Genomic DNA, 13,322 nt, shown 5'->3' with positions numbered 1-13,322 from the left:
ATCGCGCCCTGGCTACACACTCGAATCCCACGATTCACAGCCAAAGCCCAACCGAGCTAGTGAACGGCGATTACCCGACGCAGCTGGCGGACGTGTACCCACTCGAGCGCCGGCATCGCCGCGGTGATCAGACCCGCGAACGTGTAGCCGACCCAGGCGGCGCCGTCATGCCCCACAGCCATCAAGTAGGTGGCCACCCCGACCGCAATCAGCGCTACTCCCATCGCGCCCGTGATAGCGACCGCGCCACGCATCCAAATGCGGTCCACCGCAGCGCCTGACCACTCGTCGGCGTGGCCGTATTCTTCGAGCCGCTGCGGACGCGCCCGTGCCGCTGAGTATCCGGAGCTGGCTGACGGCCGGGGCGCTCGGCCTGCCAGCGGGCTTGGCGAACCGGTGCCTGGCTCGTCATGAGCCATGCGGCGCGCGCGCATCAGCATCGGGACCGCCGCGGCGATGATCAGCGCGGAGACCACGATGATGACGTACAGAATCCACGGCGTGTGCGGGCTCCTGGCCACTTTGTGAAAGCCCCGGCCCAGGTCCGACAGCGCGACGGTAGCGGCGACGCTCACGCCCACCAACAGCAGCCAGACCGCTGCGCACGCCCCGATCAGTATGCGATCGACGACATCCGGCGGAACGGTGTCCGACCCTCGCCGGTACGCCGAGTATCTTCCGACCATCAGCAGCTCGTCTGCCACGCGTCGTTGGCGTTCGCCGACAACACCGCTCCATCGCTCGTGGTGATGGAGCAATTGAGCTTGCTCAGCCGGAACAGGCTGGACGCTTCGAGCGAGCCGACTTCGGATTGCGAGATCGGCGTCACCGTCATCGACCAGGGGATGTACACATTGTGCTGGGTCCGCCGCCGTCCGGACGCGTCCACATAGGTCACCGTGATGATGTCGCCCGGCGCCTTGGTACCGGTCACCGAATAAGTGACTTGGCGGGGGCCGGCCGGCGTGGTCGTCGTTGGGACGGGCGGCACCACCGCCGCCGGTGTGCTGCTCGCCGGCGGCGCCGCGCCGGTGGCCGGGGGCGGGGCCGAGGACGGCGCCGGGGTCACCGTCACTGTCTGCGTCTCCGTTGAGGTCGAAATTTCGACTGAAGGTGGCGTCGACGACGGCAACGGCGGTTTGGTCGTGGTCATCTCGTCCTGCGAGGGCAGCACGGACGTGGTGCTACCGGGGGTGGCGACGTGGCTGGTGTCGGTGCGCGTCACCAATAGCGTCACCGAAACCACCAGAGCGATCGCGGCCAGGATGGCGGCGACGCCGATCACCCATGGCCAGCGCGGCGCACCGCGTTCGTCGATCAGGTCGGAGTCGTCATAGTCGTCGTAGTCGTAGAGCCGCAGATCCGCCGGCACGTAAGGACCGCTGACAAATTGCTCCGACTCGGGCGCCGAATAGGCTCGCGAGTAGATGTCGGTCTGGCCGGTGTCGTCGCTTTCCGCAGCGTCGCCGACGTCGTCGAAGGGCTGCAGCTCGGCTTCGGGTTGGCCGCCGTCCAGGTTGTCTAGGTGTTCGCCCGCGGAATCGGGATCCTCAAGATCCCGCCCGGGAGGATTCGGCCCGCTCATGTTCGTCTGCTTCGTCTGCCCTGTCCAACTGCGTCGCCGGCGCGCGCGGCTCCGCAGCTGCGGTGCGCACGCGCTCGGAAGATTCTCATGGTTCTTCGGCAAACCCTACCGAAACGGTCAGGGCAATTAAGTCGGGGCGAACGGGCCACTGATCAACTGATGTCCTGATTGTGACCTTCGGGACGCCGATCAGTGTTTCTCCGGCCCGACGTAGTACTCGAACACCAGTCCAGCGGCCGTTGCAAGGATGAACACCACACCGGCGACGATGAGCCAAGGCAGCCACAGCGCAATGCCGGTCGCCGCCACCGAACCGGACAACGCAATCAGAATCGGCCACCAGCTGTGCGGGCTGAAGAACCCCAATTCCCCTGCGCCGTCGCTGATCTCAGCACCTTCGTAGTCCTCCGGCCGGGTGTCCAACCGGCGCGCCACGAACCGGAAGAAGGTGGCCACTATCAGCGCCATGCCGCCGGTGAGGGCCAGTGCGGTGGTGCCCGCCCACTCCACGCCGCCGGGTCGTTGGAACAGCGCGGTCAGTACCCCGTAGAGCACCGCGGAGAGGACGAAGAACGCGGCGATGAACTCGAACAGCCTCGCTTCGATATGCATGGGGTGTCCTAACCTACTGGCTGCGGGTCAGTTCGCCGCGGCGGGTGTCGAACGGGTGAGTGGTCTGCGCGAGCGGTTCTTCGCCGATCGCCTTCAGAGCCTCGGCATTGGTCATGTTCTTGTTGGCGATCCGCTGCTGCAGGTAGGTCTTGAACTTGTCCGGCGTCACCACGCGGACCTCGAAGTTCATCATCGAGTGGTAGGTGCCGCAAAACTCGGCGCAGTGCCCGACGAATGGTCCGGTCTTGGTGATTCGCTCGACCTGGAAGCGGTTCATCGAGTTGTTCGCCTCGGGGTTGGGCATCACGTCGCGCTTGAAGAGGAATTCCGGCACCCAGAAGGTATGGATGACGTCTGCCGAATTCAGCTGGAATTCGATACGCGTGTCGGAGGGCAGCACCAGCACCGGAATCTCGGTGCTCGTTCCCAACGTCTCGACCTGGTCGAAGTGCAGGTAGGTCCGGTCTTCGGTGTTGCGCCCGCGCACCGGGCCAACCCGCTCCTCGCCATGCTCGTCCTTGCCTTCCGGCTTGGAAAGCATGGCGTCTCTCTTCGCGTTGTCGGCGCCGTTGTACTCCTGACCGTCCTTGAAACGGACCCGCTGGTAGCCGAACTTCCAGTTCCACTGGAACGAGGTGACGTCGATGACGACTTCGGGGTCGTTGGCCAAGTGCAGCATCTTCTCCTGCACCACCACGGTGAAATAGAACAAGACCGAGATGATCAAAAAAGGTGCCACGGTGAGCACCAGCTCCAACGGCATGTTGTAGCCGAACTGCCGGGGGAACTCGGTGTCACCGGCCCGCTTGCGGTGGAAAACTGCTGTCCAGAAGATCAGGCCCCACACGATGACGCCGACAACCAGGGAGGCGATTACCGCACCGATCCACAGCTGCCGGTTCACGTGCGCCTCGGGGGTGATCCCTTCCGGCCAGCCCATCGCCAGTACGTGCTCCCAGCTGCACCCGCTGAGGAGGACCGCCAGCGCCGTCAGGGTTGCGACCAGCGCCAGCCGACGGACCCGCACTCCTTGCGCGCGGGCGGAAAGGCGCTGAAACCTACCCTGCGACAAGCATTGCGAACGGCCTAGCTCGCGACGTGTCACGTTGGCGCCTCCTGTATCACAAGCTGGGTCGACGGGAGCTGCACCGGATGCGGCGGGAACCCTCGGCTAACTCGGATGCGAATACTACGCAGCGTAGACCACGCCGCCCAGCAGGGCGACGATGTGTGCCATAACGAGGTGGCCCGGGTGTAACGCCAGGACTCTCCGGTGGCCCGCAAACGGCGATCAGCTCCCCTGATGCGGCATACTGGGGCGCCGTGTGTGGACTGCTGGCCTTCGTGGCGGCTCCGGCCTGCCCTGATGGTCCCGCTGGCGCGACGCACGAGCTTGCCCAAGCCGCGGCGGCCCGCGCCGACACCGCCATCGCCAGCGCGTCACATCTGATGCGGCACCGCGGGCCCGACGAGCCGGGCACCTGGGCCGACCCCGACGCCGACGGCTCGGTGGTGTTCGGCTTCAACCGGTTGTCCATCATCGACATCGCGCACTCGCACCAGCCGCTGCGGTGGGGGCCACCGGAAACGCCCGACCGCTACGTCCTGGTGTTCAACGGCGAGATCTACAACTACCTCGAGCTCCGTGCGGAGTTGCGCACCGGCCACGGCGCTTTGTTCAGCACCGACGGTGACGGCGAGGCCATCGTCGCGGGCTACCACTACTGGGGCACCGATGTCCTGCGGCGGCTGCGCGGCATGTTCGCGTTCGCGCTCTGGGACACTGTCAGCCGCGAATTGTTCTGTGCCCGCGACCCGTTCGGCATCAAGCCGCTGTTCATGGCGACCGGCACCGGGGGCACCGCGGTGGCCAGCGAAAAGAAATGCCTGCTGGACTTGGCCGAATTGGTCGGATTCGACACCGGAATCGATCTGCGGGCGGTGCAGCATTACACCGTCCTGCAGTACGTGCCGGAGCCGGAGACCCTGCACCGCGGGGTGCGCCGGCTGGAGTCGGGGTGTTACGCGCGCATCCGGCCCGGGGTGGCCCCCGAGATCACCCGCTACTTCGTGCCGCGGTTCGCCGCGGTGCCGTTCACCCGCGACACCGAGCAGGCCCGCTACGACGAGATCACGGCCGTGCTCGAAGACTCGGTGGCCAAGCACATGCGTGCCGACGTCACCGTCGGCGCCTTCTTGTCCGGCGGGATCGACTCCACGGCCATCGCAGCGTTGGCCATCCGGCACAATCCGCGGCTGATCACCTTCACCACCGGTTTCGAGCGTGAGGGCTTCTCCGAGCTCGACGTCGCGGTGGCCTCGGCCGAGGCGATCGGTGCCCGCCACGTCGCCAAGGTGGTGAAGCCCGACGAGTTCGTCGCCGCCCTGCCCGAAATTGTGTGGTATCTCGACGAACCCGTCGCCGACCCGGCGCTGGTGCCGCTGTTCTTCGTGGCCCGCGAGGCCCGCAAGCACGTCAAGGTGGTGCTCTCCGGGGAGGGCGCCGACGAGTTGTTCGGCGGCTACACGATCTACCGAGAGCCGTTGTCGTTGAAACCCTTCGATTATCTGCCGGCGCCGTTGCGACGCTCGATGGGCAAGGTGTCCCGGCCGCTACCCGAGGGCATGCGCGGCAAGAGCCTGCTACACCGCGGTTCGCTGACGCTCGAGGAGCGCTACTACGGCAATGCCCGCAGCTTCTCGGATCAACAGCTGCGTGACGTGCTGCCCGAATTCCGCGCGGACTGGACCCACACCGATGTGACCGCTGCGGTGTACGCGGAGTCGACGGGTTGGGATCCGGTGGCCCGCATGCAGCACATTGATCTGTTCACCTGGCTGCGGGGCGACATCCTGGTCAAGGCCGACAAGATGACGATGGCCAACTCTCTGGAGCTGCGGGTGCCATTTTTGGATCCCGAGGTGTTCGCGGTGGCGTCGCGATTACCGGTAGCCGCCAAGATCACCCGCACCACCACCAAGTACGCGTTGCGCCGTGCCCTGGAGCCCGTCGTGCCGGCACATGTGTTGAACCGGCCCAAGCTGGGGTTCCCGGTGCCGATCCGGCATTGGCTGCGCACCGGCGAACTGCTGGAGTGGGCCTACGAAATGGTCGACGCGTCGCAAGCGAACCATCTGGTCGACATCGCCGCGGTGCGCCGGATGCTCGACGAACACCGATGCGGGACCGCCGACCACAGCCGCCGGTTATGGACGTTGCTGATTTTCCTGCTCTGGCACGCGATCTTCGTCGAGGGCAGCGTGGTGCCGCAGATCAGCGAGCCCGAGTACCCCGTCGAGTTGTAGTGGCACGGGCGCGAGCAGACGCAAAATCCCCTATTTCGCCTGCGAAATAGGGGATTTTGCGTCTGCTCACCGTGGCTAAGCCAACACCGCGGCGATCTCGGCGGCGGCATCGTCGCCGAACGCCGACGCCAGCCGGGACTTCGCGAGCTCACGGTCCCAGCTCCACTCCTGGGTGCCGGTCGATTCCAGCACTAAAACGGCCACCAGTGAGCCCAGCTGCGCCGATCGTTCCAGGCTCAGCCCGGCACTTCGTCCCGTCAAAAACCCGGCGCGGAACGCATCACCCACACCCGTAGGGTCGGTTTGACTGGTCTCGGGCACCACGCCGACGTGGATGCTGGTGCCGTCGCGGTCGACGATGTCCACGCCCTTGGCGCCCAACGTGGTGACCCGCAGGTCGATCTGCGCCATCACGTCGGCCTCCGACCAGCCGGTCTTGGACAGCAGCAAGTCCCACTCGTAGTCATTGGTGAACAAGTAGGTGGCGCCGTCGATCAGCTTTCTGATCTCCTCGCCGGACAACCGCGCCAGCTGCTGGGACGGGTCAGCGGCGAATGGCAACCCCAGCTTGCGGCATTCTTCGGTGTGCACGACCATCGCCGCGGGGTCGTTGGCCCCGATGATGACCAGCTCGGGCGTGCCGATGGAGGCCACCACGTCGGCCAGCGAGATGTCGCGGGCCTCCGACATGGCGCCGGGATAGAACGACGCGATCTGGGCCATATCCAGGTCGGTGGTGCAGACGAACCGCGCCGTGTGCGCGGTCTTGGAGACCAGCACGTTGTCGCAATTGACGTGGTGGGCTTCCAGCCAGTTGCGGTAGTCGGCGAAGTCCTCGCCGGCGGCACCGACCAGAGCGACGTCCCCACCGAGCACGCCGATGGCGAACGCGATGTTGCCGCCCACCCCGCCCCGATGAATCACCAGGTCGTCGACCAGAAAGCTGAGGGAGACCTTCTGCAGGTGATCCGCCAGCAGCTGCTCGGAGAAGCGGCCGGGAAACCGCATCAGATGGTCGGTCGCAATCGAGCCCGTCACCGCGATCGTCACAAAAAATCCGCCCTTCGTCCGCTACGGCCGTCTAGCCTACCTACGGCTTCGCGCGGTGCGGTTCGCCCGGTTGCGCCTCAGGCTGGCCGAAGGGCTGCCGGAAGCCGTGCGCTAGCCTGCCAGGAGAGCTCGCATTGTTCCGAAGCTCCGATTGCGGGAACTCCACCCACCTGGGCGCCGAGCGCTCATGCCCAATCCACCACTGTAGGAGAATCACGATGGCCGGCCCGCACTCGCCGAACCCCATCGGCACTGACGGACCCCACCATGCCGAGCCCGCCGCCGCGACAGAGCAGGTCGAGTACGTCGCGAGCGAACCGGCATTCGCGGCCCACCCCCCGGAGGGCGAACCGTCGGTCCCCTACCCTGAGCCGCAGGCATATCCGAAGCGGCGGCCCAAGCGACTGATCATCGGATTGTTGCTGGTCGCGGCGCTGGTCGCGGTCCTGACGGCGGCGATCGTGTACGGCGTCCGCACCAACGGCGCCAACACCGGCTCCACGTTGTCCGAGGGCGCGGTCAAAACCGCGATCCAGGGCTATCTGGACGCGCTCGAGCACCGCGACATCGAGACCATCTCCCGCAATGCGCTGTGCGGCATGTACGACGGGGTGCGCGACCGTCGGCCCGACCAGGCACTCGCCAGGGCCAGCAGCGACGCGTTCCGCAAGCAGTACTCCCAGGTCGAGGTGACCTCGGTCGACAAGATCGTCTACCTATCGCAGTACCAGGCCCAGGCGTTGTTCACCATGCGGACTACCCCGGCAAGAGGCGGACAGCGCACCGAGCTGCAAGCCCTGGCGCAACTGCTTTTCCAGCGCGGCCAGATCTCCGTGTGCTCTTACATACCGCGCGGCGCGGGCACCTACTGACCGCCTTACCGGACGGTCAGTTGAACGAGTCCCCGCACGCGCACGAACCGGTGGCGTTGGGGTTGTCGATGGTGAAACCCTGCTTCTCGATGGTGTCCACGAAGTCGATAGAGGCACCGTCCACGTAGGGTGCGCTCATCCGGTCGACCGTCAAGGTCACACCACCGAACTCCGCGGTCAGATCGCCGTCCAGGGTCCGGTCGTCGAAGAAGAGGTTGTAGCGCAGTCCCGCACAGCCGCCCGGCTGAACCGCGATACGCAGCGCCAGGTCATCGCGACCCTCCTGATCCAGCAGGGACTTCGCCTTGGCGGCGGCGGCCTCGGTCAGAATCACGCCGTGGGTCTTGGCGGTCGGCTCGTTCTGCACCGTCATTGCTTCTCCTACGTGCTCTTGGGTGGGTCCGAGTTTGGGTGGGTCAGCCCGGCGGCTCGTGGTTTGCGCACTGGCGACAGCCCACCTCATCAACGGTACCTTGCTGGACCGCTATTCCCGAGTCGCGCCGCCACCTCCGACGCCAAACCCATCAGTTGGTTGGCCGCGTCGGCCTGCGCCAACCGCACCGAACCGGCGTATTCGGCGATCGACAGAGCCGACATGATCCCCGCCGCGCGCAGTGCGGACTTGTCCAAACTCACCTGCCCGGCCAGCACGATCACCGGAATCCCCAGCGGAGCGGCGGCGTCGGCCAGCGAACCGACCACCTTGCCGTGCAGGGACTGTTCGTCGAACTTGCCCTCACCGGTGACGATCATGTCGGCATCGGCCAAATCGTCGACCAAATGGGTGTGCGCCGCGATGATCGCCGCGCCGGACTCGCATCGACCGCCGAGCGCCAACAGCCCGGCTCCGATGCCACCGGCGGCGCCGGCGCCGTGCTCGGCGCTCACGTCGCGTCCGGCGGCGTCTTCCAGTTCCAGCGCCCACCCCTCCAGCCGGACCTCGAGGGCTGCCACGGCCGCGGTGTCGGCGCCCTTCTGCGGCGCGAAGACCCGGGCCGCCCCCCACGGTCCCAGCAGCGGGTGCTGGACGTCGGACGCGGCGATCAGCTCGACGGCGCTCAGCTTCGCGCGGCCGGCCTCCAGGCCGCCGAGCTCGGCGATCATCCCCTTGCCGCCGTCGGTGCATGCGCTGCCGCCCAACCCGACCACGATCCGGGTCGCCCCTACGCGCAGCGCCTCGTCGATGAGCTGCCCGAGCCCCCGGCTGTGGGCGGCCAGCGCGGTTCTCGGCGTCGGCGGCCCGTCAAGCAACGACAGGCCGCAGGCCTGCGCACATTCCAGGTAGGCGGTCGACGACGCCCGGTCGAACACCCACTTGGCCTCCACCGGCCCGTCCAGCGGCCCCGTCACCCGTAGTCGACGCGGCCTGCCGAACCGGCTGGCCAGCACCTCGACGAAACCCGGGCCGCCGTCGGACTGCGGGGCGACGATGAACCGGTCATTGGGCCGGGACCTGGTCCAGCCCGTCGCGATGGCCCCGGCGGCCTGCACCGCCGACAGGCTGTTGCCGTAGCAGTCCGGAGCCACCAGAACGCACATCGCAGGCAGCTGGATACGGCCTGGCGCAAGGTCAGCACCGGCGGGATCCGACGCCATCGCGTCGTCGCTCACGGACGGCCGTTCATTCTGGCCTAAGACTAGGACCAACTGGCGCGACGCACTTGCGCTTACGGGCTGTCTTCGATCGGCTGAGCGGTTATTTGGGCGCTGGGCAGCCGCGAAGTAACCTGTCGACTGTGAAGCTGCTCGGCCGCAAGAAGGGCCAAGACCAAGGCCGAGAAGATGGCCAAGAAGACGGCCAAGAGGCGGCCTCCGCGTCCGTCGAGGCCGCTCCAGCGCGTTCACGTACCACCGGCCCCAAAGGCCGGCCGACGCCCAAACGCGACGCAGCCCGGCGCGGCGCCCGGAAGGGCCCGGTCGCGCCGGCGCCCATGACCGCCGCGGAGGCGCGGGCCCGACGCAAAGCGTTGGCCGGCCCTAAGCTCAGCCGCGAGGAACGCCGGGCCGAACGCGCCGCCAGCCGCGCCCGGATGACCGAGCGCCGGGAACGCATGATGGCCGGCGAAGAGGCCTACCTGCTGCCACGCGATCAGGGACCGATTCGCCGCTACGTACGCGACATCGTGGATTCCCGACGCAACGTGCTCGGGCTGTTCATGCCGTCGGGTTTGGCGCTGTTGTTCGTCATGTTCGCGCTGCCGCCGCTGCAGCCCTACATCTCGCCGGCGATGTTGGTTCTGATGGCCGTGATGGGCATCGACGCCCTCATCCTGGGCCGCAAGGTGGCCAGGAAGGTCGACGAGAAGTTTCCGGCCAACACCGAAAGCCATTGGAAGTTGGGTCTTTACGCCGCAGGCCGGGCGTCCCAGCTGCGCCGGACGCGCGCACCCAAGCCGCAGGTCAAGCGCGGTGCCGATGTTGGTTGAAAGCGCAGCGAAAGCCCTCTGATCCGGTGCGCACGCTGGTGCTCGGCGGGATCCGGTCGGGCAAATCCCGGTGGGCGGAGAAAACCATCGCCGAGTCGCTGGCGCCTGACGAGCCGGTGCGTTATCTGGCCTCGGGCTTGGAGGTCGACGCCGAGTGGGAGCAGCGGGTCGCCAAGCACCGCGCCCGTCGGCCCGCGCATTGGTCGACGATCGAAACCGACGACGTGGCAACACAATTGCGTCGATCGCCGGACACCCCGACACTGGTCGACGATCTCGGCGCCTGGCTGACCTGCGTGCTGGACCGCCACCACGCCTGGGACGACGGTTCGGCGGCGGCTGCGGTGCAGCAGATGATCGACGACATGATCGCCGCGGTCAGCACGTTCGGTTCGACGTTGATGGTGGTCAGCCCGGAGGTCGGGCTCACCGTCGTCCCGGCCACCACGTCGGGGCGCCGGTTCGCCGACGAACTGGGCAGCCTCAACCAGCGAATGGCGGCCCTGTGCGACCGGGTGGTGTTGGTGGTGGCCGGGCAGGCGGTGCCGATCAAGGGTTCCGGGACCTGATGGAATTCGCGCCGGTAGAGCCGCCGGATCGGGACGCCGCGGAGGCAGCCCGAGCCCGTCAGGACACGTTGACCAAGCCGAAGGGCGCACTGGGCCGCCTGGAGGAACTGGCGATCTGGGTCGCGTCGTGTCAAGGCCAGTGCCCGCCGCGGGATTTCCAGCGCGCCCGGGTGGTCGTGTTCGCCGGTGACCACGGCGTCGCCCGGTCCGGGGTGTCGGCTTATCCGCCCGAGGTGACCGCCCAGATGGTCGCCAACATCGACAGTGGCGGCGCGGCGATCAACGCGCTGGCCGGTGTGGCCGCCGCGACGGTCCGCGTCGTCGACGTGGCCGTGGACGCTGATGCGATGTCCGAGCAGATCAGTGCCCGCAAGGTGCGGCGCGGCAGCGGCAATATCGCCGTCGAGGACGCGCTGACCGAAAAAGAGACTTACCGCGCGATCGAGGTAGGCCAGTTGATCGCAGACGAGGAGGTCGACGGCGGGGCCGATCTGCTGATCGCCGGCGACATGGGCATCGGCAACACCACCCCCGCGGCGGTTCTGGTGGCGGCGCTTACCGACTCCGAACCGGTGGCCGTGGTGGGGTTCGGGACCGGAATCGACGATGCCGGTTGGGCGCGCAAGACGGCGGCGGTGCGCGATGCGCTGTTCCGGGCCCGACGGGTGTTGCCCGACCCGGTCGGGTTGCTGCGCTGCTGCGGCGGGGCGGATTTGGCCGCGATGGCCGGCTTCTGCGCACAAGCCGCGGTCCGGCGAACCCCGCTGCTGCTGGACGGGATGGCGGTGACTGCCGCCGCGCTGATCGGCGAGCGACTGGCACCGGGTGCCCGGATGTGGTGGCAAGCCGGTCACCGGTCCACTGAGCCGGGTCACAGCCTCGCCCTGGCGTCGCTGACGCTGGACCCGATCCTGGACCTGGGGATGCGGCTGGGCGAGGGCAGCGGCGCCGCGGTGGCGCTGCCGGTGCTGCGCGGCGCGGTGGCCGCGCTGTCGTCGATGGCGACGTTTCGAGAAGCCGGGGTGGCCGGCGTCGCCGGCGCCACGGATCCTGCCCCGTCGTGATGCGTTCGCTGGCAGCGGCTTTCGCGTTCGCAACGGTGCTGCCGGTGCCGCGCGCCGGCGGGCTCGCGCTGAGCCGCGGCGGGATGACCGCGCTGCCGGTGGCCGGGGCCGCGCTGGGCGCCTTGGCGGCTGGAGTGTCGTGGGCCGGTGGGCATGGCTTCGGCCCGTCCAGCCCACTGTCCGGGCTGCTGGCGGTGACGGCGCTGCTGCTCGCCACCCGGGGTCTGCACATCGACGGCGTCGCCGACACGGCCGACGGGCTGGGCTGCTATGGGCCGCCGCAACGGGCATTGGCCGTGATGCGCGACGGGTCCACCGGGCCGTTCGGGGTGGCCGCGGTGGTGCTGGTGATCATGCTGCAGGGGCTGGCGTTCGCCAGGCTGGGGTTGCTCGGCATCGCCATTTCGGTGTTTGCCGGCCGGGTCGCCGCCGTGCTGGCGTGTCGACGGTCCGTGCCGGCGGCCGACGGCAGCGCCCTGGGCCGCCGCGTCGCCGGCACCCAATCCGCGCCGGTGGTGGTCGCCTGGCTCGCGGTGCTGCTGGCCGTTGCGGTGTTCGTTGGTCCAAAAGCCTGGCAGGGACCGGTTGCGGTGCTGGTGGCGGTGTGCTGCGGGGCCGGGTTGGTCGCGCACTGCGTGCGCCGATTCGGCGGTATCACCGGCGACGTGCTGGGCGCCGCGATCGAACTGACCACGACGGTGAGCGCGGTGGCGTTGGCGGCTGTCGCCGGCTAACCCAGCCGCGTCATCCAGCCGTGCGTATCGGCGAAGGTGCCGCGCTGGATGCCGGTCAGCGTGTCGCGCAGCGCCATCGTCACCTCGCCGGATTGGCCGTCGGCGATGGTGAACTCGGTATCGCCGTACTTGACCTGCCCGATGGGCGTGATGACCGCGGCGGTACCGCACGCGAACACCTCGGTGATCTCCCCGGCGGCGGTTTTCTTCTGCCACTCGTCGATGTCGATCTTTCGTTCCTCGACGGCGAAACCGGCGTCAGTGGCCAACTGCAGCAACGAATCTCGCGTGATGCCGGGCAACAGCGAGCCGGACAGCTCGGGCGTGACCAGCCGTGCCGACCCGCCACTGCCGAACACGAAGAAGATGTTCATGCCACCCATCTCTTCGACGAATCGGCGCTCGACCGCGTCCAGCCACACCACTTGGTCGCATCCGTTCGCGGCGGCCTCGGCCTGAGCTACCAGCGACGCGGCATAGTTGCCGCCGAACTTGGCCGCGCCGGTGCCGCCCGGGCTGGCCCGCACATACTCCGTCGACACCCAGACGGTGACCGGGTTGATGCCACCCTTGAAGTAGGCCCCGGCCGGCGAGCCGATCAGCAGATACCGGTACTCCTTGGCGGGCCGCACCCCCAGACCCGGCTCGGTGGCGAAGATGAACGGCCGCAGATACAAGGCTTCCTCGCCGCCGGCCGGCGGCACCCAAGCGTTGTCCACGGCGATGAGCTGGCACAGCGATTCGATGAACACTCCGTCGGGCAGTTCGGGAATTGCCAGCCGCCGGGCCGACGAGCGCAACCTGGCGGCATTGGCGTCCGGACGAAACGACACGACCGACCCGTCGGCCCAGCGGTAGGCCTTGAGGCCCTCGAACACTTCCTGCGCGTAATGCAGGACGATCGCCGACGGATCCAGCTCGATCGGGCCGTAGCCGATGACCCGAGCGTTGTGCCAGCCTTTGCCGTCCAGGTAGTCGATCGACACCATGTGGTCGGTGTGATATTTGCCGAAGCCAGGGTCAGCCAGGATCGACTCGCGTTCGGCGTCGGTGGCCGGACTGGTCGCGGGCGAAACCGTGAACTCGAGGGAGCCGCGGATCATG

Annotated in this window: 13 protein-coding genes and 1 pseudogene; 6 read left to right on the top strand and 8 right to left on the bottom strand. The window is 67.8% G+C overall.

Going from position 1 to position 13,322, the window contains the following annotated elements; genetic code table 11:
- Window positions 1–56 precede the first annotated feature (56 nt).
- The 4 genes and pseudogenes from AC5Y2L_RS21815 to ctaC all read right to left on the bottom strand — a co-directional run bounded on the left by AC5Y2L_RS21815 (window position 57) and on the right by ctaC (window position 3,302).
- Window positions 57–686: a DUF2561 family protein gene (locus AC5Y2L_RS21815; RefSeq protein ID WP_499931700.1), complete on the bottom strand. Its 630-nt coding sequence runs from the start codon at window positions 684–686 to the stop codon at window positions 57–59.
- Complete coding sequence (locus AC5Y2L_RS21810) at window positions 686–1,585, bottom strand: MmpS family transport accessory protein (protein WP_499931703.1); 900 nt, start codon at window positions 1,583–1,585, stop codon at window positions 686–688. The genes AC5Y2L_RS21815 and AC5Y2L_RS21810 overlap by 1 nt, the downstream gene beginning before the upstream one ends.
- Before the next feature lie 189 nt (window positions 1,586–1,774).
- Window positions 1,775–2,197 (bottom strand): cytochrome c oxidase subunit 4, encoded by a 423-nt coding sequence (locus tag AC5Y2L_RS21805; RefSeq protein ID WP_499931705.1) that lies wholly within the window; start codon window positions 2,195–2,197, stop codon window positions 1,775–1,777.
- An 8-nt stretch (window positions 2,198–2,205) separates the two neighbouring features.
- Window positions 2,206–3,302: pseudogene (ctaC, locus tag AC5Y2L_RS21800) on the bottom strand (aa3-type cytochrome oxidase subunit II).
- Between the two features lie 218 nt (window positions 3,303–3,520).
- Between ctaC and asnB the strand changes: the two are divergent.
- Window positions 3,521–5,503 carry an asparagine synthase (glutamine-hydrolyzing) gene (gene asnB / locus AC5Y2L_RS21795; RefSeq protein WP_499931707.1) on the top strand — a complete coding sequence of 661 codons (1,983 nt, stop codon included), beginning with the start codon at window positions 3,521–3,523 and terminating at the stop codon, window positions 5,501–5,503.
- Window positions 5,504–5,578: 75 nt separating this feature from the next.
- Here the strand turns inward: asnB and AC5Y2L_RS21790 are convergent, their stop codons facing one another.
- Window positions 5,579–6,553, bottom strand: coding sequence for a carbohydrate kinase family protein (locus tag AC5Y2L_RS21790; RefSeq protein WP_499931709.1), 975 nt, complete (start codon window positions 6,551–6,553; stop codon window positions 5,579–5,581).
- Window positions 6,554–6,771: 218 nt separating this feature from the next.
- Here AC5Y2L_RS21790 and AC5Y2L_RS21785 point away from each other — a divergent pair, with 218 nt between their 5' ends.
- Window positions 6,772–7,425 (top strand): Rv0361 family membrane protein, encoded by a 654-nt coding sequence (locus AC5Y2L_RS21785; protein ID WP_499931713.1) that lies wholly within the window; start codon window positions 6,772–6,774, stop codon window positions 7,423–7,425.
- Window positions 7,426–7,441: 16 nt separating this feature from the next.
- Here AC5Y2L_RS21785 and AC5Y2L_RS21780 read toward each other — a convergent pair whose 3' ends face one another.
- Together AC5Y2L_RS21780 and AC5Y2L_RS21775 are read right to left on the bottom strand one after the other, a co-directional pair.
- The gene (locus AC5Y2L_RS21780; RefSeq protein WP_499931715.1) at window positions 7,442–7,798 is read right to left on the bottom strand and encodes an iron-sulfur cluster assembly accessory protein; all 357 of its coding nucleotides are present in this window, start codon (window positions 7,796–7,798) and stop codon (window positions 7,442–7,444) included.
- Between the two features lie 89 nt (window positions 7,799–7,887).
- The gene (locus AC5Y2L_RS21775; protein ID WP_499932387.1) at window positions 7,888–8,964 is read right to left on the bottom strand and encodes a glycerate kinase family protein; all 1,077 of its coding nucleotides are present in this window, start codon (window positions 8,962–8,964) and stop codon (window positions 7,888–7,890) included.
- 197 nt (window positions 8,965–9,161) lie between these two features.
- Between AC5Y2L_RS21775 and AC5Y2L_RS21770 the strand changes: the two genes are divergently transcribed.
- The 4 genes from AC5Y2L_RS21770 to AC5Y2L_RS21755 are packed head-to-tail and all read left to right on the top strand — an operon-like array spanning window position 9,162 to window position 12,218.
- The gene (locus AC5Y2L_RS21770) at window positions 9,162–9,851 is read left to right on the top strand and encodes a DUF3043 domain-containing protein (RefSeq protein ID WP_499931718.1); all 690 of its coding nucleotides are present in this window, start codon (window positions 9,162–9,164) and stop codon (window positions 9,849–9,851) included.
- 26 nt (window positions 9,852–9,877) lie between these two features.
- The gene (locus AC5Y2L_RS21765) at window positions 9,878–10,420 is read left to right on the top strand and encodes a bifunctional adenosylcobinamide kinase/adenosylcobinamide-phosphate guanylyltransferase (RefSeq protein ID WP_499932388.1); all 543 of its coding nucleotides are present in this window, start codon (window positions 9,878–9,880) and stop codon (window positions 10,418–10,420) included.
- Window positions 10,417–11,484: a nicotinate-nucleotide--dimethylbenzimidazole phosphoribosyltransferase gene (gene cobT, locus AC5Y2L_RS21760; RefSeq protein WP_499932391.1), complete on the top strand. Its 1,068-nt coding sequence runs from the start codon at window positions 10,417–10,419 to the stop codon at window positions 11,482–11,484. Before AC5Y2L_RS21765 ends, cobT begins: the two co-directional genes overlap by 4 nt.
- Window positions 11,481–12,218, top strand: a complete 738-nt coding sequence (locus AC5Y2L_RS21755; RefSeq protein WP_499931720.1) for an adenosylcobinamide-GDP ribazoletransferase — start codon at window positions 11,481–11,483, stop codon at window positions 12,216–12,218. The genes cobT and AC5Y2L_RS21755 overlap by 4 nt, the downstream gene beginning before the upstream one ends.
- Here the strand turns inward: AC5Y2L_RS21755 and AC5Y2L_RS21750 are convergent.
- Window positions 12,215–13,321, bottom strand: a complete 1,107-nt coding sequence (locus tag AC5Y2L_RS21750; RefSeq protein WP_499931722.1) for a branched-chain amino acid aminotransferase — start codon at window positions 13,319–13,321, stop codon at window positions 12,215–12,217. The genes AC5Y2L_RS21755 and AC5Y2L_RS21750 overlap by 4 nt on opposite strands.
- Window position 13,322 lies beyond the last annotated feature (1 nt).

Source organism: Mycobacterium sp. NGS66, assembly GCF_059812225.1.
Note: the sequence above shows the minus strand (reverse complement) of the source record. Positions and strands in the feature narration are given on the sequence as shown.

Bases quoted from the DNA above. Each gene is read 5' to 3' on its own strand.
- AC5Y2L_RS21750 (WP_499931722.1), bottom strand. From the start codon at position 13,321: ATGATCCGCGGCTCCCTCGAGTTCACGGTTTCGCCCGCGACCAGTCCG.
- AC5Y2L_RS21785 (WP_499931713.1), top strand. From the start codon at position 6,772: ATGGCCGGCCCGCACTCGCCGAACCCCATCGGCACTGACGGACCCCAC.
- AC5Y2L_RS21810 (WP_499931703.1), bottom strand. From the start codon at position 1,585: ATGAGCGGGCCGAATCCTCCCGGGCGGGATCTTGAGGATCCCGATTCC.
- AC5Y2L_RS21775 (WP_499932387.1), bottom strand. From the start codon at position 8,964: ATGTGCGTTCTGGTGGCTCCGGACTGCTACGGCAACAGCCTGTCGGCG.
- AC5Y2L_RS21780 (WP_499931715.1), bottom strand. From the start codon at position 7,798: ATGACGGTGCAGAACGAGCCGACCGCCAAGACCCACGGCGTGATTCTG.
- AC5Y2L_RS21815 (WP_499931700.1), bottom strand. From the start codon at position 686: ATGGTCGGAAGATACTCGGCGTACCGGCGAGGGTCGGACACCGTTCCG.
- AC5Y2L_RS21805 (WP_499931705.1), bottom strand. From the start codon at position 2,197: ATGCATATCGAAGCGAGGCTGTTCGAGTTCATCGCCGCGTTCTTCGTC.